This is a genomic window from Shewanella litorisediminis, assembly GCF_016834455.1.
Classification (GTDB): domain Bacteria; phylum Pseudomonadota; class Gammaproteobacteria; order Enterobacterales; family Shewanellaceae; genus Shewanella; species Shewanella litorisediminis.
Genome location: NZ_CP069213.1, coordinates 584472 through 606853, shown reverse-complemented (window position 1 = coordinate 606853; position 22382 = coordinate 584472). Strand labels below are relative to the sequence as shown.

The 22382-nt window shown below is 54.1% G+C and carries 16 protein-coding genes and 1 pseudogene; 12 read left to right on the top strand and 5 right to left on the bottom strand.

All coding sequences use genetic code 11. The features are described 5' to 3' along the window. Window positions 1-2: 2 nt before the first annotated feature. Together JQC75_RS02685 and JQC75_RS02680 are read right to left on the bottom strand one after the other, a co-directional pair. Window positions 3-1250 carry a porin family protein gene (locus tag JQC75_RS02685; protein WP_203325965.1) on the bottom strand — a complete coding sequence of 416 codons (1248 nt, stop codon included), beginning with the start codon at window positions 1248-1250 and terminating at the stop codon, window positions 3-5. Between the two features lie 295 nt (window positions 1251-1545). Next, window positions 1546-6099 (bottom strand): ATP-binding protein, encoded by a 4554-nt coding sequence (locus tag JQC75_RS02680; RefSeq protein WP_203325964.1) that lies wholly within the window; start codon window positions 6097-6099, stop codon window positions 1546-1548. A gap of 121 nt (window positions 6100-6220) precedes the next feature. Here JQC75_RS02680 and JQC75_RS02675 point away from each other — a divergent pair, with 121 nt between their 5' ends. The 7 genes from JQC75_RS02675 to JQC75_RS02645 all read left to right on the top strand — a co-directional run bounded on the left by JQC75_RS02675 (window position 6221) and on the right by JQC75_RS02645 (window position 13207). Then, on the top strand, window positions 6221-7132 hold the full coding sequence (locus tag JQC75_RS02675) for a LysR family transcriptional regulator (protein ID WP_203325963.1): 912 nt from the start codon (window positions 6221-6223) through the stop codon (window positions 7130-7132). Window positions 7133-7273: 141 nt separating this feature from the next. Further along, the gene (locus JQC75_RS02670) at window positions 7274-8431 is read left to right on the top strand and encodes a C15 family peptidase (RefSeq protein WP_203325962.1); all 1158 of its coding nucleotides are present in this window, start codon (window positions 7274-7276) and stop codon (window positions 8429-8431) included. Between the two features lie 111 nt (window positions 8432-8542). Further along, window positions 8543-9097: a SprT family zinc-dependent metalloprotease gene (locus tag JQC75_RS02665; protein WP_203325961.1), complete on the top strand. Its 555-nt coding sequence runs from the start codon at window positions 8543-8545 to the stop codon at window positions 9095-9097. Between the two features lie 138 nt (window positions 9098-9235). Then, window positions 9236-9964 (top strand): endonuclease, encoded by a 729-nt coding sequence (locus JQC75_RS02660; RefSeq protein WP_203325960.1) that lies wholly within the window; start codon window positions 9236-9238, stop codon window positions 9962-9964. Window positions 9965-9981: 17 nt separating this feature from the next. Next, window positions 9982-10713: a 16S rRNA (uracil(1498)-N(3))-methyltransferase gene (rsmE, locus tag JQC75_RS02655; RefSeq protein WP_203325959.1), complete on the top strand. Its 732-nt coding sequence runs from the start codon at window positions 9982-9984 to the stop codon at window positions 10711-10713. A gap of 30 nt (window positions 10714-10743) precedes the next feature. Further along, the gene (gene gshB / locus JQC75_RS02650) at window positions 10744-11694 is read left to right on the top strand and encodes a glutathione synthase (protein WP_203325958.1); all 951 of its coding nucleotides are present in this window, start codon (window positions 10744-10746) and stop codon (window positions 11692-11694) included. A gap of 37 nt (window positions 11695-11731) precedes the next feature. After that, the gene (locus JQC75_RS02645) at window positions 11732-13207 is read left to right on the top strand and encodes an alkaline phosphatase (RefSeq protein ID WP_203325957.1); all 1476 of its coding nucleotides are present in this window, start codon (window positions 11732-11734) and stop codon (window positions 13205-13207) included. Here the strand turns inward: JQC75_RS02645 and JQC75_RS02640 are convergent. From JQC75_RS02640 to JQC75_RS02630, 3 genes are read right to left on the bottom strand one after another with little or no spacing between them, the layout of a single operon-like run. Beyond that, complete coding sequence (locus JQC75_RS02640) at window positions 13204-15678, bottom strand: putative bifunctional diguanylate cyclase/phosphodiesterase (protein ID WP_203325956.1); 2475 nt, start codon at window positions 15676-15678, stop codon at window positions 13204-13206. The genes JQC75_RS02645 and JQC75_RS02640 overlap by 4 nt on opposite strands. A gap of 4 nt (window positions 15679-15682) precedes the next feature. Further along, window positions 15683-16834 (bottom strand): TonB-dependent receptor, encoded by a 1152-nt coding sequence (locus tag JQC75_RS02635; RefSeq protein ID WP_203325955.1) that lies wholly within the window; start codon window positions 16832-16834, stop codon window positions 15683-15685. Beyond that, window positions 16821-17225: a type 2 periplasmic-binding domain-containing protein gene (locus tag JQC75_RS02630; RefSeq protein WP_203325954.1), complete on the bottom strand. Its 405-nt coding sequence runs from the start codon at window positions 17223-17225 to the stop codon at window positions 16821-16823. The genes JQC75_RS02635 and JQC75_RS02630 overlap by 14 nt, the downstream gene beginning before the upstream one ends. A gap of 180 nt (window positions 17226-17405) precedes the next feature. Between JQC75_RS02630 and JQC75_RS02625 the strand changes: the two genes are divergently transcribed. From JQC75_RS02625 to JQC75_RS02605, 5 genes and pseudogenes are all read left to right on the top strand, one after another. Beyond that, window positions 17406-18431: a class I SAM-dependent methyltransferase gene (locus tag JQC75_RS02625; protein WP_203325953.1), complete on the top strand. Its 1026-nt coding sequence runs from the start codon at window positions 17406-17408 to the stop codon at window positions 18429-18431. Between the two features lie 244 nt (window positions 18432-18675). Continuing rightward, the gene (locus tag JQC75_RS02620; protein ID WP_203325952.1) at window positions 18676-20346 is read left to right on the top strand and encodes a DUF342 domain-containing protein; all 1671 of its coding nucleotides are present in this window, start codon (window positions 18676-18678) and stop codon (window positions 20344-20346) included. A 3-nt stretch (window positions 20347-20349) separates the two neighbouring features. Further along, on the top strand, window positions 20350-20694 hold the full coding sequence (locus JQC75_RS02615) for a DUF4144 family protein (RefSeq protein WP_203325951.1): 345 nt from the start codon (window positions 20350-20352) through the stop codon (window positions 20692-20694). A gap of 84 nt (window positions 20695-20778) precedes the next feature. Beyond that, window positions 20779-21891 carry a site-2 protease family protein gene (locus JQC75_RS02610; RefSeq protein ID WP_203325950.1) on the top strand — a complete coding sequence of 371 codons (1113 nt, stop codon included), beginning with the start codon at window positions 20779-20781 and terminating at the stop codon, window positions 21889-21891. A 99-nt stretch (window positions 21892-21990) separates the two neighbouring features. Further along, window positions 21991-22365, top strand: a pseudogene (locus JQC75_RS02605) (transposase domain-containing protein); the annotation flags it as partial. Between the last annotated feature and the right edge of the window lie 17 nt (window positions 22366-22382).

Here is a 22382-nt window from a genome sequence, read left to right as displayed (position 1 = left end):
AGTCAGAAGGTAAAGCTCAGGTTAACCGAAAACAGATTGACCCTGTCGTCGTGGCCCATGGGATGGCTTCGCACCCAAAGACTCGACCCCTTGGGGTCTATCTCAGAGTGATCCCACTGCAGCTTTAACGCCATGTCTTCGTAAAAATCCCAGCGAAGGCCCAACGAATAAGTGCTTTGTGCCAGTGTTGATACCTCATAGCTGTATTGAGCAGCCTGATGCAGTGCCAACAAGGCGGCCTTTTCCGGCTCCGGCAAGTAGGGAAGTGACTCAGGCAACTCAATCCTGGGCGCTTCTTTGGTGTTTTCGACCCGGGCAAATACTCCGTAAAGAGTGAGGTCGTCGAATCGACGCCCGATGCTGAGATACCCCGACGCATAGGGCTGCAATAACCGCCATTCGGATTCGGTGTAACCCAGCTCTGATTTCACAATCCACTGGCCATCATCGTATTGGAAACCAAGGGCGTAGTACCGCGAAAGCTTGTCGTCAAAGGCGATGTCCTGGGCCAGCAATCCGGCCTGAGGCCAAACCGCTGTGGGTACAGCGCGCAGGGCATCCAGCAGCATGTCAGTGTCGGCATTGGTTCCCGACGTATCAGCCTGCGCAGCAGCAGCCCTCACCAACCAGTCGTTACCCGACAGCGACAGTGTCAGAGCCATAATATTGTCCAGGGCGAACAGGCCTCCTTGTTCTGGCCCCTGCAGATCCATATCGGTTTCACCGAAGGCGGCTTTGGCCTCAAAATTAAGCTCGCCAATATCTCGCCGATATGTCACATCGGCACCTTCATAGCGACTGATAGAGGAGATGAGATTATAGAACTCAGGAATGGGACGAACCCAGGAGTAGGCATAGCCTACATCCCTGTACTCGGTGAGCATGTACAGATCGAGCCCTAACCGGCCAGCCCTGAATGCCCAATTGTTGTTGGGGCGATAACGCAGGAACAACCACTCAAGGTTATCCGAAACCCTATTGCTGACTCTGTCTTTAAAGACCATTTGAGCCACAGCATCAAAGCTGCCCGACATTTCGGCATTAAGCTGTAACCCAAGCAGGGTATCACCAGCGGTGGACCAACCTTGTCCCACGGCATCCATAGTGTAATCGCGGTGAAAGCCAAGATTGTCACTGTCGTTGTAGATGGCGCCAAGGCTGCCAAACCCACTGAACCTGACTCCCGTTTCCGCGTGTGCCCATCCCGCAAACATCAGCCCGATAAGGCCTGCTGTTACGAATTTGTGCAAAATTACTCTCCCCAGCCATAGCGCGTTTTATCTATCGCGTTACCAACAGCTTAGAATCTTTTTATGATCATTGCCCTATTGAAAGTGGCAGGTTTGATGGAAGAAAGACCTGCCCCAAAGCCAATTTAACCATAATTAAAAACCCTTGTAACACATTCCTAGAAACAGGGTTCTGTATTCACCATGCCAGTGACCATTATTTGTTGGAGACAAATAAAAAACCCGCCACTGGGGCGGGTTTTCGGCGGGCTTTAAGTACCCGTATCCTGGCTATGCTGTATCAGCATTATTGCTATCAGTCTTCTACCGGAGAGACCACAAACAGCAGATCGCCCTGAGATACCTGTTGACCGTTGGTATTCAGAATACGCTCGATGCGGTACTTCTTATCTTCCGGATAGAGCACAGCGCCCTTGCGGTTGAAGCTCGCCAGAGTGACCTGGGAGAACATCTTCATCGCTTCGGTCAGCGCCAGAGTGGTGTCGGTGGTCACAATGTCACCTTCACGGACAAACTCAGGTTCACCCGGAGCAGGCGAGCTATAGAAGATACCAGCACCCTGGGCCAGTACTTTCAGCTCGTTGGAGTCACCCACTCGCAGAGACTCGGTATCCACACCCTGGGTTTCGGCAGCGGCTTCCATCTCGGCAATCAGCTCAGGGATATCCAGCTCCGCCATCAGACGAGGCAGGTAGTTGGTGTCGTACACACCTTCGTTGAAGGTGGCATCCTTGAGGATTCGCTTAAGCAGCGGAATGTTGGTCGCAATACCTTTAATCACTACGCTGTCCAGGTAGTCGTACATCTTGGTGACCACGTCTTCACGTGACTCACCACGGATGATGATCTGGGCAATCAGGCTGTCGTAGTATGGCGATACTTCCTTACCTTCGGCGGCGATGGAGATAATTTCCACATCGTCACGCTCTGGCATCACGCACTCGGTGATCTTGCCAGGGTTTGGTACCAGTTGCAGCACGCCGTTGCTGTCCAGAGCGGCCTTCTCGGCAGTCACACGCACTTCCATGGCGTAACCGATTTCCTGAGGCTCCAGATCTTCGATGGAACGACCCGCGGCAATGTCAAACTGGGCAGAAACGATGTCGATACCCGAGGTAGCCTCAGTCACAGGGTGTTCTACCTGCAGACGGGTGTTCATTTCCATGAAGTACACTTCATTGGCATCCAGGTTGTAGATAAACTCCACTGTACCTGCGCCCATGTAGTCCACGGCATCACCCAGCGCCTTGGTGTAAGCCATCACCTGCTGCTTCAGCTCAGGGGGCAGCATGGTAGAACCAGACTCTTCAATTACCTTCTGGTTGTTACGCTGTACCGAGCAGTCACGCAGACCCAATACCTTGGCGTTACCAAACTTGTCGCGCAGCAGCTGCACTTCGATGTGACGCAGTGAGGTCACATACTTCTCGAGGTACAGGTCACCGTTACCGAATGCGGCAGCCGCTTCGGTAGAGGTCTTCATAAACAGTGGGATCATATCCTCTGGGCGTTTTACCACCTGGATACCCTTACCACCGCCGCCTTGTACCGCTTTGAGCAGCACTGGGTAACCGATTTCACTGGCCACGTTCACCGCCTGCTCGGCGTTGGACAGAATACCGTGTGAACCCGGTACCACAGGGACGTTCTGCGCCTGAGAGGTCTTGATTGCGTTGGACTTGTTACCCATGGTGGTCATTGAGTGCACGCTTGGACCGACGAAGTTAACGCCATTGTTTACGCACAGGGCAGCAAACTGTGGACTCTCAGACAGGAAGCCGATACCTGGGTGCAGGGCGTCTACGTTTTCGTATTCAGCCACTTTCAGCACAGAGTATGCGTTCAGGTAGGATTCGTCTGAGGTGTTACCACCCAGACACACCAGCTTGTCGTTTTCCTTCAACATATCGGCCGGAACGGCTGTCATATCCGGGTCGGACGCAACCAACACCACGTTGATGTTGTTGTCGTGAGCCTTACGGATAAGCTTCACCGCAGTACAGCCACGGGCATGTACCAGTACCTTGTCGATTGGCTTCATCAGGGCACGGGGGTCATCCTGACGGATTTCTTCATCCACTACCTGAGCCTCAGGCACCAGAGTAGACAGAGCACCCTTGATGACTTCTTCGATCTTCTGGGTTGGCATTGGCATCAGAGGGTCGATGCTGGCCAGCTGGGAGTCCAGAGTATCGCTGAAGGGGTTATATACCAGACCATTCATGGCACCCGGCACCTTCGACAGATAATTCGACAGGGTTGAGGTGGACGGCAGATAGGCAGGAACCACCATCTGACCGGCGAACGGCATGTTGGTGCCTGACAGGTAGTAGGTCTGCACCAGTGGGTGAGTCACGAAGGATGCCTGGGCACCACCGGTACAGTCACCGAAACCGAACATCAGTACCGGCAGTTCGTTGTCACGGATAAAGCGGGTGATACGATCGTTTACCACGGCCATGGAGAACAGGGCTGCGGCGCCTTCTTTAGTCTGCATACCACCGGAAGAGATAAAGCAGATAACCGGCATATGGCGCTTGGCGCACTCGATAAGCAGCGCAGAGAACTTCTCGGCGGAAGCCATATCGAAAGCACCGGCCTGGAAGGCGGTGTTGGAAACGGCGATACCCACCTTGAGTGAAGCACCCTTGTGCTCAAAGTCAGCCGTACCTGTAATAAGGCCGCAAGGACGTATGCCCTTGTCCAGCGCGTCTTCAATCGACAGACGGAAGCCGGGGAAGTTAAGCAGGTTGGCGGTCATCTTGTCGCCGTTCAGTTCATCAAAATTGGTGAAGAACTTATTGATGACGTTTTCCCAGGTCATCTTGCCGGCTTTCTTCTCGTCGCGGAGCACCTTCTGGATCAGCAGATCCTGGTAACCCATAGTCAGGCGGTTCCAGAAGTCTTTACGACGACCGATACGCACAGGGTTGATGGCGCCGGTGTACTTGCCGGTGTCGTCTTCACTGTCGAAGTATTCGGGCAGCAGACGTTCGAAGAAGTAAGTGAGGATAACGAACAGCGAGTCGTTCAGCTGTGGGAAACCCACGCTCTTCCACTGCTCAGTCTTGGTCAGCAGTTCGGCACGGTTTGACTGAGACATGAAGTACTTCAGCCACTTGTAGAACTTGCTCTTGTCGTTGGCGATGTCCTGAGTCGACAGGGCACGGTCAATGGCCTTGTGCAGCAGGCTGTCAACCGAGGCCCGGGACAGGCTCTTGCTCATCATGGCTTCTTTGGCGATAGAGGCCAGGCTGCCAACCACGTTGTCGTACAGGGCATTGAAAATGAGAATGTTGTAGCACTGCCAAATAAAGTCTTCGCGCAGTTCTTTGTTCACCACCACATCCAGCACTGTGAGGTTGTTCAGCTCAGGCCAATTGGCCTCGGTCACCTCGGCAGGCAGGGTTTCCAGATAGTGAATAAGCCCCTTGAAGTTGTTGGCAGCATTGGCCTTCCAGCGGTGGTACAAAGACCAGCCGATGTTGAACAGCAGCGCTTTTTTGGCCTTTTTGTAGTTCTCTTTTGGTTCACCCAAAATCAAACGGGTCAGCATGTTACGCTCTGTGCTGATCTCGGCACGCTTGTTGACAAAGTTGTTCCACAGTTTGGACAGCTCTTCGTCGTAAACTACTTTATCCGGGGCAGACAACCAGGCCTGGAATACCTTTTCCTGCTCCTTCTGGATACGCTCCAGCAAGTCACCCTCAGGCACGCTCACCTTGGACAGACGACCATATTGCTCCATGGAGATGGAGTGGATACGGCTGCGCAGTGTCAGGTAACGCAGATAACGGTAGGCGCTGCCGAAGAGGTTCAGATGCATGGTGGGGCTGCTCGCCACCGCCATGTCGGCCGTGCTTTCCAGCGCCTTGAGGCTGCTTGAAGGGTTAAGGAAGCGGGTCAAACTGCGCTCGTAGTGCTCGCGCAGGTCTTTGGACTCTTTAACGAAATTAACAGCTGCGCGCTCAACGGCTTCGATGGAGCTGATGATGGCGCGGCGCAGGTTGTGCTGACGCTCGTCACGGTCGGACGGCGAGAAATCGATGATGCCATCGATGCAACCTGCGTTGTACAGTTCCTCAGGGGACACACCTACAGACTTGGCGCATTCCTGCCAGGACAGGTTGTACTTACGGGCAATACTTTGCAGGCCCTGAGGCTGAATGGTGTTGAAAATACCATCACGCAGCGACAGCAGAATGTTGGCCGCCGCCAGTGGAATCGCACCACCGGAATAACCGGCACCAATCACGATACCCACGGTTGGCACGTCAACGTTGGCACTCTCGGCAATGGCCTTGGAAATGGAGTGTGCCTGATTATTGCTGTTGGCAATCTCACCGGCATCCGCACCGGGTGTGTCGATGAGGTAAACAATAGGCATGGACAATTCGGCGAAGTGACGAATTGCTTTACAGGCCGCCAGGTGATGCTCAGGCATCCAGGCACCATTGGCGGTGGTACGCTCCTGGGCAACAAAACCGATACGACGGGTACGGCTGCCAAAGTTCAGGTCCACTTCAGCGCTGTAGAAAGAGCCCATATGGGTCTCTGTAATGACCTTACCCTTTAAGTCGGCAATAATACGCTTGGCACCGGGGCGGTTTTTGTCCTGGGTTGGCTGAATGACCTTGGCAACATAGCCATCCACATCCAGCTTTGTCAGTGATTTGAGGTTAGTCTGGATGGCAGCATCGTCCAACAGACCTTTGATTTCCTCGGATAAACTTTGTTTGCTGTGCTCAGGGAACAGCGAAAAATCCTTTGCCAGATGTTCCGCTTGCAGAAACAGCGGATCAGGCTTTTGTGCTTGAGTCATGTTTTTGGGCTGCTTGTTGGTGGTCATTAAGAGATCCTCTGCTAAGCCTCTGAAAATTTTTAGCCATCAAATATACCTTCCTTCGGTTTGCAAATACCATTAAACTGCCTTGGACGCTTTGTTCCATTTTTGAGACGATAGAAAAAACATGCCAGATTTGAATGGGATGGCGCTATTTGCCGCAGTGGTCAGATCTCAGGGTTTCAGCCAGGCGGCCCGCGATATTGGCATGCCAAAATCCACCATTAGTCGTAAAGTTGCTCAATTGGAAGAAGAACTTGGCGTACGACTGCTGCAGCGAGACAGCCGCAATCTAAGCCTCACCCAGGTCGGTACCCTTTTCTATCAACACTGCGAAACCATAGTGAATGAGCTTGAGGCCGCCAAGGCGGTGATTGAACACACCCACGCGGATGTGTCCGGCTCGCTGCGCATCGCCATCCCCGTCTCATTCAGCCAGGAGTTAATTGCCAATCTGTGCAGCGGTTTTTTGCGCCTCTATCCCAGTGTGGAACTGGACGTGCAGTTTACTGACTCGGATGTGGGCCTGGTGGGTGAAGGCTACGATATCGCCATCAAGTACGGCCCACTGCAGCCCTCTGACAATGTGGCCAGATTGCTGTTTGAGCGTCAGCCCATTTTGGTGGCAAGCCCCGGATATCTGAAAAAGCATGGCACCCCCGCCACCCCCAAAGAGCTTGGGCAACATGCCGGCATTCTCCTTGGCACCACCCGCTCGGCCCCCATCTGGCCACTGGGTAAAGGCGGCCGTAAAACCATGGTCAGTTTCAATCGCAAGGTGCGGGTGAACAGCGCCGTGATGGTGCGCCAATTGGCATTGGATGATTTTGGTATTGCCATGTTGTCCCATGCCCAGTGCAAGAAAGATCTCGCCAGCGGCGCCCTGTTGCCCATACTGCCCGAGTGGCCCATGGAGCCCTTCAAGGTGTATGGAGTCTATTCCAGTCGCAAACAGCTGGCTACCAACATCAGTGTGTTTCTCGACTTCTTTATCAAGCGCTTCGGCAGTCAGGAATCCCTGCTTGGCATGATGGGCTAAGACACAGATGTTCACAGTGTATGGGTAACAACAAGGCCGAAAAGCTCGCCTTTTTTCCCGTCCTGTGGTACCCCTAAAGTTTGACTAAACTAAAGCTAACCCCATAGCGTGAAAGATTAATTTTGTCGTTAAGGATGCCCCATGTTAAAGCGTATGCTCCCTGCTCTGTTCATTGCCGGCGTAGGCACCCTGCCCCTTTTGGCCCAGGCCAATCTCGACGTGGAAGAACTGCGACTCCCCAAGGCAAACAGCGACCTCGGCGGCGTGGCAAACAGGTATCAGGGTCTGATTGACGGCCTCAAAGACAAGCTGGCAGCCGGCAACGAAGAAAAGGCCGTGACCCAGGCCATGGCATACCAGGGCATTCGGCTGTGGCAGCAGGCAGTGCGGGACGTGCAGTCCGGCCACATGGATGACCGCAGCCTGTATTGGGCAAGACTGGCGATGCGTGCAAGCCTCAAACAGGATAAGGCCGGATACGCCATAGTCCCCTGGCAAAGAGATATTCTGGTGCGCGCCGTTGAAACAGCCTCCCGGGGTTTTTCGGATATCCATTTTGGTGAGGACGTGCAAATTCGCATTCTACTCACCGGTTTTGACCCCTTCTTCCTTGATCGCAACATAGGCCAGAGCAACCCGTCGGGTATAACGGCGCTGATGCTGGATGGCTATAAATTCAAAGTTGGCGGCAAACAGGCACAGATTGAAACCGTCATGATCCCGGTGCGCTTTGCCGATTTCGATCAGGGCATGATTGAATCACTGCTGACTCCCTTCTATCGCAAACGCTCTATTGATGCGGTATTTACCGTGAGCATGGGACGGGACGATTTTGACCTCGAACGTTTCCCGGGCCGCAACCGCAGCGCCGAGGCCCCGGATAACCTGAATGTGCTCACAGGCGCAACCAAAACCCAACCCATAGCCCCCATGCTGAACGGGAAGTCACTCAACGGCGATGAGTTCGTGGAATTTTCTTTACCCGTAACGGCCATGCAAGCGGCGCCGGGTAACTACAAGGTCAATGACAATCACAGGGTCACCACCCTGGGCAGAGGCACATTTGAGGCCACTTCTCTGGCAGAGCTGCAGGAAGCCATCTCGGTGGAGGGCTCAGGCGGCGGCTATCTATCCAATGAAATTTCTTACCGTGCCGTGCTTCTGAGGGACCAGTTTGGGCTCAAGTTACCCGTCGGCCATATCCATACCCCCAAGGTCGCCGGTTATGATGCTCAAACCGGCAGAGCCATCGCCGAGCAGGTGCGTGCCATGGTGGAGCTTGCCGCTGCGACGCTGTAAATACGCACGGCCCTGATATAGAAACCTTGGATTCAGGGCCAGCATCCTCAGGGCTTGTTCGGGTGAAGAAGACAGGGGTATCATGCATACGCCTGTCTTCCCGGAACCCGTATGTTTTCGTTTTTTCGCCCATCCAAACGGCCTGCGACATCACAACTCGTCAGCAATGCCATGCCACCGCAAACCGCCATCCAGGAGGATGCTAGCCTGCACCTTGAACGCGCTTGCCTCAGGGCTGAAGCCGGACTTGGCAGGGACATCCCAAGACCCACGTTGAGGTTCGATATCCGGGGCAAGACAGCAGGTATGGCCTACAGCAGCCAGAACCTTATCCGCCTGAACCCCAAACTGCTGGAAGAAAATCCCGACATCTTCTTTACCGAAGTCATTCCCCACGAGCTTTGCCATTTGCTGGCCCATACCCTCCACGGCAAGGTCAAACCCCACGGCAAAGAATGGCAAGCACTGATGCGTGGCCTGTTTGGATTGTCACCGCGCACCACCCATACCCTGGACACCACCAGTGTCAGCAAGAGTGTCGAATACCGCTGCCAATGCGGCCCGGTCCCGCTGTCGATAAGGCGCCACAACAAAATACTGAGGGGAGATGCACGCTACCTGTGCCGTCGCTGCGGTGACTACCTGAAACAACCCGAAACACGCTGACGCGTCGCAGTTTCAGGCGAATGCCCCCATGACACGCCCAACGGGATACCCGAGGTTGTCAGCCCTACCCCGTTGGATTAACATCCCTGCCAATCAAAAAAGTCGCGATGAAAGCGGCCAGCAGTATCAGGAAACACCTTGCGCTATCTATTTGCTTTGGCAACACTTGTTGCCCCATTGTCCCTGTGTTTTGCCCAAAATACGCCGCCGTTCAACTTTGCAGAAGCCAAACGAACCGCCCAGAAAATCTATGCCGCACTGCCGATGCAGAGCTTTTACTGCGGCTGTAACATTCAAACCAAGGGTAAACGCTGGGAAGTTGACCACAACAGCTGCGGTTATCAGGTCCGTAAAAATGCCGGACGCGCGGAGCGGATAGAGTGGGAACATCTGGTTCCGGCCTGGGAGTTCGGCCACCAGCGCCAATGCTGGCAACAGGGTGGACGAAAGGAATGCACCCAAAATGATGCGACCTTCGTGCGTATGGAAGCCGACTTGCACAATCTGGTGCCGGCCATAGGGGAAATCAACGGCGACCGAAGCAACTACCGCTTTCGGGAATGGAATGCCAGCCCAACCCAATATGGTCAATGCGAGATGGTGGTGGACTTCAAGGCCCGCCAGGTACAGCCGCCGCGCCGAAGCCGCGGCGCCATTGCCCGCAGCTACCTTTATATGCAGGCACAATATGGGCTTAAGATTGCGCCCGCCCAATTAAAGTTGTTTGAGGCATGGGATAAAAGCTATCCAGTTGATACTATTGAGTGCCAGAGAGACCAGCTTATTGCCGGCGCCCAGGGGAATCACAATCCCTTTGTCGCACGCGGCTGTAAGGCGGGCGCTCTCGATGTTCAAACGGCAGATTAACAGTTTCAGGATCCCGAATGCGAATTCCAAGAATTTTCCAGCCACTTGACCTGTCTCCTTCAGCACAGTTTGCCCTCGACGAGGATGGCTTTGCCCACGTGGGCAGAGTGCTGCGTATGGGCGAAGGCGAGCAAATCAGGATATTCAACGGCGATGGCAAAGACTATCTTGCCGACATCATCTCAGCGGGTAAAAAGTCGCTGACGGTAAAGGTGGTTGCGGCTCAAGACAACCAGAGTGAATCGCCGCTGCATTTGCACCTCGGCCAGGTGATCTCCCGTGGCGACCGTATGGATTTCACCCTGCAAAAGTCAGTGGAACTCGGGGTTAATACCATTACCCCACTCTTTTCAGAGCGCTGTGGCGTCAAGCTCAGCGGTGAGCGACTCGATAAAAAAGTGGCCCAGTGGCAGAAGATTGTGATCAGTGCCTGCGAGCAATGCGGCCGAGCCACAGTGCCAGAGGTTCGCCCTGTGATGGAGCTGGCCGATTGGTGCGCAGAACAAACCAGTGCGCTCAAATTGAATCTTCACCCCCGCGCCAGCCATGGTATCAATGGCCTGGTGCTGGAGCATCCCCGGGTCAGGTTGCTCATAGGCCCCGAGGGCGGGCTGTCGGCAGAGGAAATTGCCATGACAGAGACCCACAAATTTACCGAAGTATTGCTCGGTCCCCGAGTGCTTCGTACCGAAACGGCCGCGCTGACGGCCATTACTGCACTGCAAATGAAATTTGGCGACCTGGGTTAACCCCGGCTCCCCCCCATGAGAGGACGCAAGATGATCAAACTCGGCATAGTGATGGACCCCATCAGCGACATCAACATCAAGAAAGACTCCAGCTTTGCCATGCTGATGGCCGCCCAAAGCCGCGGCTATGAGCTCTTCTATATGGAAATGCAGGACCTGGCCATGGTCAGGGGCGAGGCCCGTGCCCGTATGCATCCACTCAAGGTAATGCAACACGCCGACTGCTGGTTTGAGCTGGGCGAAGCCGTTGAGCAGCCACTGGCCGAGCTTGATGTCATCCTGATGCGAAAAGACCCGCCGTTCGATACCGAATACATCTACGCCACTTACATGCTGGAGCGTGCTGAAGAGGCTGGCGTGTTGATTGTAAACAAGCCCCAGAGCCTCAGGGATGCCAACGAAAAGCTGTTTACCGCTTGGTTCAGTGAGTTTACTCCACTGACCATGGTCACCCGCGATGCCGGCCGTATCCGCGATTTCCATGCCGAGCATGGCGACATCATTTTAAAGCCCCTGGATGGCATGGGCGGCGCCTCAATATTCCGCGTCAAACAGGACGACCCGAACCTTGGCGTCATCATTGAAACCCTAACCAACCACGGCAATTGCTACGCCATGGCCCAGGTGTTTATTCCTGAAATCACCGCTGGTGACAAACGCATCCTGGTGGTGGATGGTGAGCCTGTACCTTATTGCCTGGCGCGTATTCCCAAGCAGGGAGAAACCCGTGGCAACCTCGCTGCCGGCGGCCGGGGAGTGGCCCAGCCATTGTCTGAATCAGACTGGCGCATCGCCAAGGCATTGGGGCCTGAACTCAAGCGCCGCGGGCTGATTTTTGTGGGCCTGGACGTCATTGGCGATAAGCTCACCGAAATTAACGTGACCAGCCCGACCTGTATCCGCGAAATCGAAGCCGCCTTCGACGTGGACATTACAGGCATGCTGATGAATGCCATCGAAGCCCGTATCAACAAAAAATAACCGTGGGCGCCTCGCGCCCTTCTGCCTGGGGAACCCTATGTCATCGAAATTATTGGCCCTGTTGCTGCTGGTCCTGCCCCTGACAGCCGCCGCGGCCGATCCGCTCAAAACCCCGTCCAAACCCAAGAACATGGTCATCATGATTGGCGATGGCATGGGGCCGGCCTATACCTCCGCCTATCGTTACTTTAAAGACAACCCGGACACGGAAGAAATCGAGCAAACCGTGTTCGACCGATTGCTGGCGGGGATGGCAAGCACCTATCCGGCGCCTGTATCGGGCTACGTGACTGACTCGGCCGCGGCTGCAACGGCACTGGCAACCGGTCACAAGAGTTATAACGGCGCCATCTCAGTCGATGTGAATAAAGCCCCCCTGCCAACCCTGTTCGAAAAAGCCCGGGAAGCCGGTTTAGCGACCGGGATTGCCGTGTCGAGCCAGATAAACCATGCCACGCCTGCGGCATTTTTGGCCCACAATGAAAGCCGTAAAAACTACGATGAGCTGGCAAAAGCCATATTGGACAGCAATGCCGAAGTGCTGCTTGGGGGTGGCCAGAAATACTTTGATGAGTCGCTGCTTGCCGACTACCGCGCCAGGGGCTACCAACACTTCACCGACATCGCCGCGCTGGACACCGTCAGCAGTGGCAAGGTGCTGGGCCTGTTTGCCGAGGTGCAGTTGCCCTGGGTGATAGATAATCCGGAAGCTCACCAGCTTTCTCGCCTCACAGCCAAGGCGCTTGAGATTTTGTCTCAAAACGACAAAGGCTTTGTGCTGTTGGTGGAGGGCAGCCTGATTGATTGGGCAGGCCACAACAACGATATTGTCACCGCCATGGCCGAAATGGATGAATTTGCCCGCGCCATCGAAGTCGTGGAAGAGTTTGTCCGCACCCGGGGTGACACCCTGATGGTGGTGACCGCCGATCACAACACCGGTGGCCTGAGCATAGGGGCAGATGACGAGTACCTGTGGAATGCGGCACTGCTGCGTGGTGTTAAGGCAAGTCCCGATACCATGGCCGCAGGAATCATTGCCAACGAAGCCTGGCAGACGCCTCTTGAAACACAACTGGGATTTACTCTGGAATCTGACGAGCATCAGGCGCTTTCACGGGCGAGAATGCAAGGGCAGGACGTTTTAGGCAGCGCGATAAAAACCATCATTGATAAACGCAGCTATACCGGCTGGACCAGCGGCGGCCATACTGCGCTCGATGTACAGGTATTTGCCCAAGGCCCTGCGTCGGGACTTTTTATCGGCCATCAGGACAATACTGAAATCGCCCAGAAGATGATGAGCCTGCTGCCTAAACCCAAGAAGGCGGCAGTTGTGGTTGAACCCACAGCCCCCACTGTCACCTTGTCACCGGAAGCGGCTGTCAGTGAAGCGGCCGGCACAGATGCTGCCAAGCCGCCAGTACAGGCACAGGAAACCAGCCAAGAGGCGAGTCTCAATCCAGAAACGGAAGCCAGCCAGGAGATAGAAGCCAGCGCTTCCGCCAACTAACCCGCCATTTTGCCCAGGAGTTCGCCATCACCGCGCCTGGGCCACTCCCCCCCTTCGGCAATGCCGGACAGGATTTCCATCGCCTTGTCTTCGCTGATGGGCTTGGAGAACAAATAGCCCTGGGCCAGCTCACAGCCAGCGGTTTCCAAAAATTCTCGCTGCAACTCGGTTTCAATGCCCTCGGCCACCACGGTTCTGCCCAGATGGTGTGCCAGGTCTATCACCGTCGTCACTATGTGAGTGTCAGCACCGTTCTCCAGCACGCCAGCGGTAAAACACCTGTCGATTTTGAGCACATCGAAGGGCAGCTGCTTCAAGTAACTCAGTGACGAATAGCCGGTGCCGAAATCATCAATGGCAATACGCACACCCAGCATTTTCAGCTCGCGCATCACCTCCATGGCCTTGTCAACCTGCTCAATCACACTCTCTTCTGTTACCTCCAGCAGCAAGCACTTTGGCGGAACACCCGAAGCAGTCAGAAGTTTACGAATATAATCACTCAAGCCCGGTGCAAGATAATGGCGTGCCGACAGGTTTACCGCGATATAGAGATCATCCCACCCCTGAAGTCTGAGCCGCTTGAGCATTTCCACGGCTTCGCACAGCACATAGTTACCCACCTTGATAATGGCATCGCTCTCTTCGATATGGGGGATGAAACTACCGGGCATAATAAGGCCACGACTGGGATGAAACCAACGTATCAGTGCCTCAAACCCCTTAATGCACCCACCTTCCAGAGAGACTATCGGCTGTAAAAACAGCGTCAGCTGCCGCTCGCTGATGGCACTGCCGATGTCCTGTTCAACCATCAGGCGATTATTGGCCTTGTGCAGCATGTCTTCGGTAAACACACGAAAATTGGAACGACCGGCATCCTTGGCCTGATACATGGCGAGGTCAGCATATTTAATCAGCTCCTCGGCACTGGTGCTTGGCGATTCGCACAGGGCAACCCCTATACTGGTGGTAACAATCAACTTGTGATCCCCCAGTACCACGGGCTGCTGCAAAGAGGCAAAAATCTTGTGGATGACCCGCCTCACGTCCTGTTCGTCGCGGATACCCCGAAGCAGGATCAAAAACTCATCCCCGCCCTGACGGAATACCGTATCCATGCTGCGAACACTGTTACTGAGCCGCGAGGCGATTATCTTCAGCAGCTCATCGCCTTCATTGTGTCCCAGTGCATCGTTAATACGTTTAAAAGCGTCCAGATCCAGAAACAACAACGCCAGTTTGTCGTGCACCCTCCCCACACAGGCAATCGCCTTGTTGAGCTCGTGAATTAACATCGACTTATTGGGCAGCCCGGTGAGGATATCGAGCATCGCCAGGCGCTCAAGTTCACGGGTGTAAGAGTCGACATCGGATTCCAGGATTTGCTGACGTTCAGTGAGGGCCATCATGGCCCTGCCCATCACATCCACCTCATCGGATACCAGCACCCGTCCCGACCCGAGTCTGGTTCGGATCTCATCAAACTTTTGCTCGGCAAGGAGCGGCAGCATGCGGGTGTATAACTCAAGACGGCGAATGGGTGACCAGGCCAGCAGCCCGAGTGTAGCGCCGGTAAGCAACAGGGCTATCAGCAACAACCCCAGCATGTTTTGCTCAAACTCCTTCAGCAGGAAATGCCACTCATCCAACTGCCACAGCACTATGATCCCCGGGCCGTCTTCTGTGGCATCCAGAGAGTAGAACCACATGGCATAAGGGTGGCCAAGAATATGGTAAAGACTCTGCTTATTGGAGATCTCCTGCCAGTTCCATTGGTTCCTGGCCTCCTCCAATAGAGGCAGGCTGAGCTGTCGATTGCTGATACTGAACAGGCGCCGTCCCCAAAAAAGGGATTCCTGAGCCACGTTTTCTCGCGGCCCCAGCACCGCCAGCTCAAATTCCTCCTGGGCCCGGAAACTGCTGAGCAGGTTGGTCAGCTCAAATTCAAGGTAGTAACGGAAAGGCTCTTTGTTGTGCAGCACGGGGACCTGGATTTGCAATAAACACCGCTGCACACAGTCAATACGCCAGATGGGCACACTGGCTTTGCTCCAGCGCTGAAACCACTTGTGCTCGCGATCCCCAGGCAAGCGCCCGAGGTAAAAGCCACTGTGGTTGCTGGAGCCTATGCGTCCGAACGCATCCATACCCCAGGCAAGCTGCATGTCTGGCCATTGGTCAATGAGATCCTTATGGCTTGTTTGCGGGGCGTAAACACGTGGACCGGCATAAAGGAGTACCTGATGCGCGCTGCTCACGGCATCTTCCACCGCCTGATTTACGGCATGGCGCAAGTGCTGCTGCAACGCGTGCTGCTGAGACTCCAGTAAAAAGGCCTGCTGCTGTCCAAGCTCCTGATAGGCAAAGGTACCCAAAACCAGAGTCAGAATGCTCATCAGCGCAAACACGGCCCCCAGTAACTTCCATCTCAGGCTCAGATACCAACGGCTTTGTGCTATCTCATTCATAGGCTCACCATTGCAATCGATACGAGAGTTGCAGCGCAACGATGGACCAATTTTTGTCCTGAGTTGCGGGGTTTTTATTAAGAATGGGTGGCACCCAGGAAGCACCTTCTATCCAGTGATATTCCGCCCCCAGTTGCCAACTGTCTGCAAAGCGCCATTTGAGCCCAAGACTCCAGTCTCTGCTGTAACCGAAATACTCAGGCAATCCCTGCAATGCGAGGCGATTGCCATGGGGATCGTCGAGGTTTTCCACCGAATAGTCATAACGAACAAACCACTCCAGGGATTCCCCCATCAGATAGCGGGCATCCAGATAGTAGCCGTGATAAGGCTGCTCAGCCCCCCATTCCCCCAACAGCATATTGTCACTCAGCGTGCGCCAGCCTTTAGAAAACTCGGTGGTGAACTCCCAGTCAGACCAGCGATACTGGGCAGACAGCACAAAGGCCAGCTGCTTGACGTCACCATGCATGTTGGCAAGGTCTGTCTCTACATTCAGCCGGGTTTGATACAGATTCCCCCCCAGCCGCCAGCTATCGGTGCTGTAATCAAGGTCCAGCGCATAGAAGTAGTCAGACTGAAAATGACCATAATCCAGGGTACCGAGAATATTACGGCTCAAATCATCGGTGACATGGAGCACGCCGCCGCTGAGGTTCCACTCAAGGATGCCACCGTTCAACCTGTGGCTGCCGAGCAGTTCGCCCCCGTCGACATGTGATTGGGCATCGCGGTAGTAGTCGGCGTAAATGGATTGGGGCAAGAGAATGGCAGGACGGGTAAAGGGGACGTCACGGGTGCTGGAATAAAACCCTATTTCATTTTTCACCCGGCCAAGGCGAACACCGGTAAAACCATTGTCGAGGGGATAAAGATACTCGGCGAACAAGTAATCCAGGTGGAAATGTTCATCACTGAGGTTACCCCGCTGGCGGTAAACCAGGGCACCCGCCAGGCGAATACTCTCTGAGGGCCGCCAGGATGTCATCAGCGATGCTTCCGAAAGCGCAAAGCTCACATCATCGCCATCGGTAAAAAAGTCACTGCCATTTACGCCTACCAGCCCCTGACTGAGGTAGCCGTTAAATTGCCATTCACCGGCACAGGCCACACCGCCACAGAGAAAAGAAAGCAGAAGACATTCAGTGACTTTCATGGGCAGTGTCCTTTGCAGTTGTGTCATCCGGCACGTAGCCAATAGCGCCTGGGGTTTCCTTTACTCTACGCCGCATCTGGTCAGGATTGGCCACGATTTCGGGGCGGTCTGCGGTGCCCGAATACACCAAGCGGTCCCATTGACGCTGCAGCACATAGGGAAGCACTTCCAACGACTCTGTGCAAAATTGCCTGTGCTGCTCCGAATCCGGCGGCAAAATAAATACCCGGATGGGGCTTCCATCTGACCAAAACAATCGTTGCCGTGAAAAAATCAGTCTCAGCTGTGACACCGTCAGGCCGGAGGCCTGGGTCTTGTCATGGGCGATGATTTCGGCATTTGCTCCAAAACTAAGCACCAATAACCACATCCATGTCGTTAAACGGTACATTGACACTCCCTTTTTTGGTCTCCAACGCCCGGCTGCCACCCAATAATTTGGCCCGAAGCAGTCTGTTGCCTTCTTTTATAGCGTAGGTGACGAATCCGCCGTTTGCCTGTCAAAATTGGCTGAAGAGTCACAGGCCTATGGGCTATAATCGGCTCAAATTTCACGACGCAGAACATCACATTGCTTACCAACCCTTCCGCGCTACTGGTCAGAAACCTCGAACAAGTAGAAAATCAAAGCGTTATGCTACTCAATATCGAAGCAGACGGGCTGGGGCAAAGCTTGACCCAAAGCTGTGCCAAGGTCGCGGCACTGGCACTCGACTTTAATCATTTTCAGGCTCAACCCTCGAATCAAAGCGGGTTTCGCTGTGAGTTTGGCTACCAGTGGAGCAAGGATGAAAAGTTCGATGTGGTGGTGGTGTATTTCCCCAAAGCCAAGGCGCTGGCACCCTATTTATTCGCCATGGCAGCCTGGCACTTGCGCGAGGGCGGCACTCTGCTTATCACCGGTGAAAACAAAGGGGGCATCAAGTCGGTGGACAAACTGCTGGGCAATGCCTTTTCTGGAACCAGCAAAATCGATAATGCCCGACATTGTTTGCTGTACAGCGCAACCCTGCTGCAGGAAACCAACAAGCCCAACCCCGAAGATTGGGTGAGCCGGTATCAGCTGTCGCTGCCCGGGGGCGATATTCAAATCTGCAACATGGTGGGGGTCTTTTCAGACAAGCAGCTCGACCAGGGCACAGCCTTGCTGCTGGAGAATCTGCCCCAGCTTGAAGGCCGGGTACTCGACTTTGGCTGTGGCGCCGGGGTGATAGCCATGGCTCTGATGCAGAAAAATCCTGAACTTCAGCTGGAGTGTGTTGATATCAACGCCATGGCACTCCTGTCCTGTGAGCTGTCACTCAAGGCCAATGGCATGAAGGCGAAAGTCTATGCCTCCGATGGCTTGTCGCAAACACAAGGCCTGTTTGATGCCATCGTATCCAACCCGCCCTTTCACGATGGTCTAAGCAGCACCACTGATATCGCCACCCGTTTTGTGGTCGACAGCTACCAGCAATTGGTGAAGGGCGGCCACTGGCAAATCGTAGCCAATCGGCACCTCCCCTATTCAGACACCATTGCCAGGGTATTTGGCGAGGTCAATACACTGGCAGAAAACAACAAATACAAGGTCTATACCAATAAAAAGCATTGAAAACACTGTCTTTGACGCCCTGATATGGGGCGTCGGCAGCCACGTTCGTTGTTCGCCAGCCACTCAAAAAAACACTAAACTGAAAATCAGTGCACAAATTAGCCGCTGAAGTCTTTTTTGGTGAAAGTTTATCTTGTTATACTCCGAAAGCTATATCCCTGACTAAGCCTATGCCGTACTTGCGGTTTATGGTCGTCATCCGGCGGCTCGAAGAAAAATAACAACAGATAAACGGGTAATAAATATGTTGGCTCCAGAACTGCTCGAACTGAGCGAAGATGGTACTAAAGCGGAACTCAGGCTGATCCCCGCAAAACATGGGCCTGTCAGCGAAAGTGATTTGAGGGACCTGCTGGCTCTGCCGGGTTTTGCCGACCTTTACCCACTTGAACCCGTTATCCAAAAAGCCGTCATCAACATCAACAAGCTCTGTGGTCAGGATGATGGCAAGTTTGAGCAGTTTTTTGCCATTGCCGAGCGTCGCAACGGCAAAGTCGTCATCGAGGTCAGCCCTGATCAGATGCAGGCTGAGATGGAAATCGTCGCCGCCTACGGGGGTAAACAGATTACCCTGCAGGATGTGCTGGTAGCACTGAAAGCCGAAGGTGTATCCATGGGGCTTAGCAAGGTGCGTATTGAGCAGCTGCTCAAACAGGTCCCCGCCTTGGCACCCGGCGCCAGTTGCAAACAGGTCATTGCCATTGGCAAGCCTGCACTCAACGGTGAAAATGCCATCCTTGACCGTAAAGTTCCCCTCGCGCGGGAGCGTTTGCTGCAACCCCAGGAGCGGGAAGACGGCACCGTGGACATGCGAAATCTGGGCTCGGTTATTACGGTAAAACCCAACGATGTCTTGATGGTAAAAATTCCCGCTACCGACGGTACACCTGGCTTTACCGTAAAAGGAACCCCACTGCCACCAATCCCCGGAAAAGATCTGCCATTGGTCCCCGGCGAGGGCACGGCCCTGTCTCCCAAAGACCCCCATAAATTAATTGCCACAGTGGCAGGTCAGCCAGTTGAAACCCGCACCGGTATGCAAGTGGATGACATGTTGCAAATCAAAGAAGTGGATGTGAAGTACGGCCACGTCAACTTCAAGGGCTCAGTGCTCATCACGGGCGATGTGCACGAAGGTATGCAGGTTAAAGCCAGTGGTGACATTACCGTGATGGGCTTTGTCGACTCGGCGCACCTGGAGGCCGATGGCGACATCATCGTCAGTAAAGGCGTCATTGGCCGACAACTGGCAGATAACAAACACTCCACGGTGCTCAAGGCCAAGGGCCAGATTGCCGCGCAGTTTGTGCAATATTCAGAGCTCGTCGCCGAAGGCGATATTCAGGTGACCAAGCAGTTGCTGCACAGCAACACCAGAACCCTGAGTAAGCTGCTGGTCAGTGATAACAATGGCCGCCGGGGCGATTTGGTGGGCGGTCAGGCCCATGCTGCCAAAGGGGTGCGGGCCGTCGTTATAGGCGCGACCGCCGGCACCAAGACCGAAATTTTCTGCGCCATGGATTTAAGCGACTTGAAAAGCGAACTCAAGTCTCTGGATGAGAGCGTCAAGTCCATGGTCGTTGCCTGCCTGGACATCGACGCCCGCATTCGCAAACTGCCCCCCAAGGAAGAATGGCAGGACGATCCCGTGATGCTGGAGCAGGTTCGGATGATGATGGAGCAGAAGAAGCGCATGTCAGAAGAGCGCACCCAAGAAGAGCAGCGCTTCGAAGCCGTCAAACAGGAAGTTGATAATTACTATGCCAATTATCGGGTAGAAGTGCTTAAACACATTTTTGCCAACGTCGAGCTTCACATAGGTCAGGCATTTAACCGCACCCAAAGGGAACATGGCACCTGCATAGTGACCAATCAGGGGCAGGAAGTGAATTTTGATTACAGTGCCAAGCCCTGAGAAATGACCGACCGCCAATCGCCCCATATTCATTTGGTTTGGCCAGCCCTGCTCAAACACCAGGGCTGTGACGAGCTCATACCGCTGCAATCCCTCGCCGACTGGCATAAGTTCTGCGCTGATTCCAATCATCTGCTTCAATATGGTGACAGTCTGATAGATTCGCGCTTTCAGCGCTTTGAACTTGGCGAGGACGCCCATTGGCACTCCTCATTCCCCCTCCCCGCCGATGGCTTGAATAGCCTCATTCGCGCCCACTGTGCCACCCTCGGCCACTGTTGCCTGAGCAAAATGCATCTGCATTCTCTGATGGATGCCATCGATTTTCTCAATGCACTGGAGGGCTGAAAAAGCCCGTATTTCCCGCTATGATGCTCGCCAAATTGTTGCGCACGACCAATTGCCGGTCAGATGCGTGTTTACCGCAGGGAAATGAGGTGCATTTTGGAATTGCTCAGAGTTCAGTGTCTTGGAAAAACCTTGAGGTTGGAAGGCTCACTTGCCGGCTGGCAGGAACTCTATTGGGATAACCAGTTGGTGTCGCAAAAGGTGGCCGGCGTAGAGAACGAAGGTCTGCGGGTGCATGAATTCAATCTTCAATCCCAACGGTCCAATCAGGAGGACCCCGAGCAAATCGCGGTACGGCTCGAGACCGATCTGATTTGGCAACCCTTTAAGCTGGACTACCGCCTCCTTGTCGAAGATCAGGTATTGGCTGAAGGGACCCGCACCGAAAAAGACATGGAGCGGCAGGAACCCGAACTGCCACGGCAAAATACCCAAAAGCTGAGTCTGATTGGCTTGGCCTCGCTGGGCTTTAAGCTGCTTAAAAGCGCCAAGGTCATCAAAGCCGTGCTGGCGGGTGCCAGCCTGGCTGCTTACAGCTGGCTGTTTTCATTCCAGTTTGCACTGGCACTTATCGCTTGTCTGGTAGTGCACGAGTACGGCCACGTGCGGGCGATGAAGTACTTCGGTATGAAAACCAAGGGCTTTTACCTTATTCCCTTTATGGGCGGTCTGGCCTTGTCGGAAGATAAGATCAACACCCGCTGGCAGGATGTGGTCATTTCCATCATGGGTCCCACCTTTGGCCTCTTTATGTCATTGGCCTGCCTCGTGGGCTGGTGGATAACCGAAAATCCGTTTTTCGCCGGCCTGGCAGCCTTTAACTCACTCTTGAACCTCTTTAACCTGCTGCCGATTTTGCCACTGGATGGTGGCCATGTGATTAAGAGCATCAGTTTTTCCATGAACAGCAAGACAGGCCTCTTGCTCTGCGTGCTCGGCGCGGCATTTGGGGTATGGCTGAGCTACAGTCTGGGGCTGGCGCTGCTGGGCTTTTTACTGTTGATTGGCAGCGCAGAAATCCTGTTTGAGTGGCGCGCCCGCCACCACAGCCATTTGCTCCCGCTGGACAGATACGGTCAAATTTTCTCAACGGTCTGGTATCTGCTCACCCTCGCCGCCTTTGTCGGCATCATCTGGTATTTCGCCGGTATGGGTGATGGCTTGCTGGGTCTGCCGCTGCAAATCCTGCAAAGCTGACCAACACGCTATCAAAAAGGGCGCCAACGGCGTAATGCCGATCAGTTAAGCCAGATCGCTTTACGATCTAAACTGAGAAGATCAAAATCCGATGACCACATGTCATCGGATTTTTTTATGCAACTTTCAGAAGCATTAGATCGTACTCATATCAACCGACTCACAGAGTTCACTTGTCTGGCTGATGTGCTTGAGCCTGATTTAATCCAGTCTTGCCTTGAGTCACATGGGGTTGCCAGTTTTAGACGGCGTAAGTTACCTATGGATGCCATGATTTGGGCTGTGATTGGCATGGCATTATTCCGAGGTAAGTCCGTTCGGTCACTTATCAATAAGCTTGATATAGTCTTACCCCAAGACGTCGATTACGTTGCTCGCAGTGCCATTACACAAGCGCGTAAGCGGCTCGGCGCTGATGTTGTTCGGGATGTATTTAAGCAAAGTGCTACCACCTGGCATGAAAGAGCACATCCCTCGCCGGGCATGCGATA

Coding starts and splice junctions, on each gene's coding strand:
- JQC75_RS02680 (WP_203325964.1), bottom strand. CDS start 6,099: ATGACCACCAACAAGCAGCCCAAAAACATGACTCAAGCACAAAAGCCT.
- JQC75_RS02675 (WP_203325963.1), top strand. CDS start 6,221: ATGCCAGATTTGAATGGGATGGCGCTATTTGCCGCAGTGGTCAGATCT.
- JQC75_RS02670 (WP_203325962.1), top strand. CDS start 7,274: ATGTTAAAGCGTATGCTCCCTGCTCTGTTCATTGCCGGCGTAGGCACC.
- JQC75_RS02665 (WP_203325961.1), top strand. CDS start 8,543: ATGTTTTCGTTTTTTCGCCCATCCAAACGGCCTGCGACATCACAACTC.
- rsmE (WP_203325959.1), top strand. CDS start 9,982: ATGCGAATTCCAAGAATTTTCCAGCCACTTGACCTGTCTCCTTCAGCA.
- gshB (WP_203325958.1), top strand. CDS start 10,744: ATGATCAAACTCGGCATAGTGATGGACCCCATCAGCGACATCAACATC.
- JQC75_RS02645 (WP_203325957.1), top strand. CDS start 11,732: ATGTCATCGAAATTATTGGCCCTGTTGCTGCTGGTCCTGCCCCTGACA.
- JQC75_RS02640 (WP_203325956.1), bottom strand. CDS start 15,678: ATGAATGAGATAGCACAAAGCCGTTGGTATCTGAGCCTGAGATGGAAG.
- JQC75_RS02635 (WP_203325955.1), bottom strand. CDS start 16,834: ATGAAAGTCACTGAATGTCTTCTGCTTTCTTTTCTCTGTGGCGGTGTG.
- JQC75_RS02630 (WP_203325954.1), bottom strand. CDS start 17,225: ATGTACCGTTTAACGACATGGATGTGGTTATTGGTGCTTAGTTTTGGA.
- JQC75_RS02620 (WP_203325952.1), top strand. CDS start 18,676: ATGTTGGCTCCAGAACTGCTCGAACTGAGCGAAGATGGTACTAAAGCG.
- JQC75_RS02615 (WP_203325951.1), top strand. CDS start 20,350: ATGACCGACCGCCAATCGCCCCATATTCATTTGGTTTGGCCAGCCCTG.
- JQC75_RS02610 (WP_203325950.1), top strand. CDS start 20,779: ATGAGGTGCATTTTGGAATTGCTCAGAGTTCAGTGTCTTGGAAAAACC.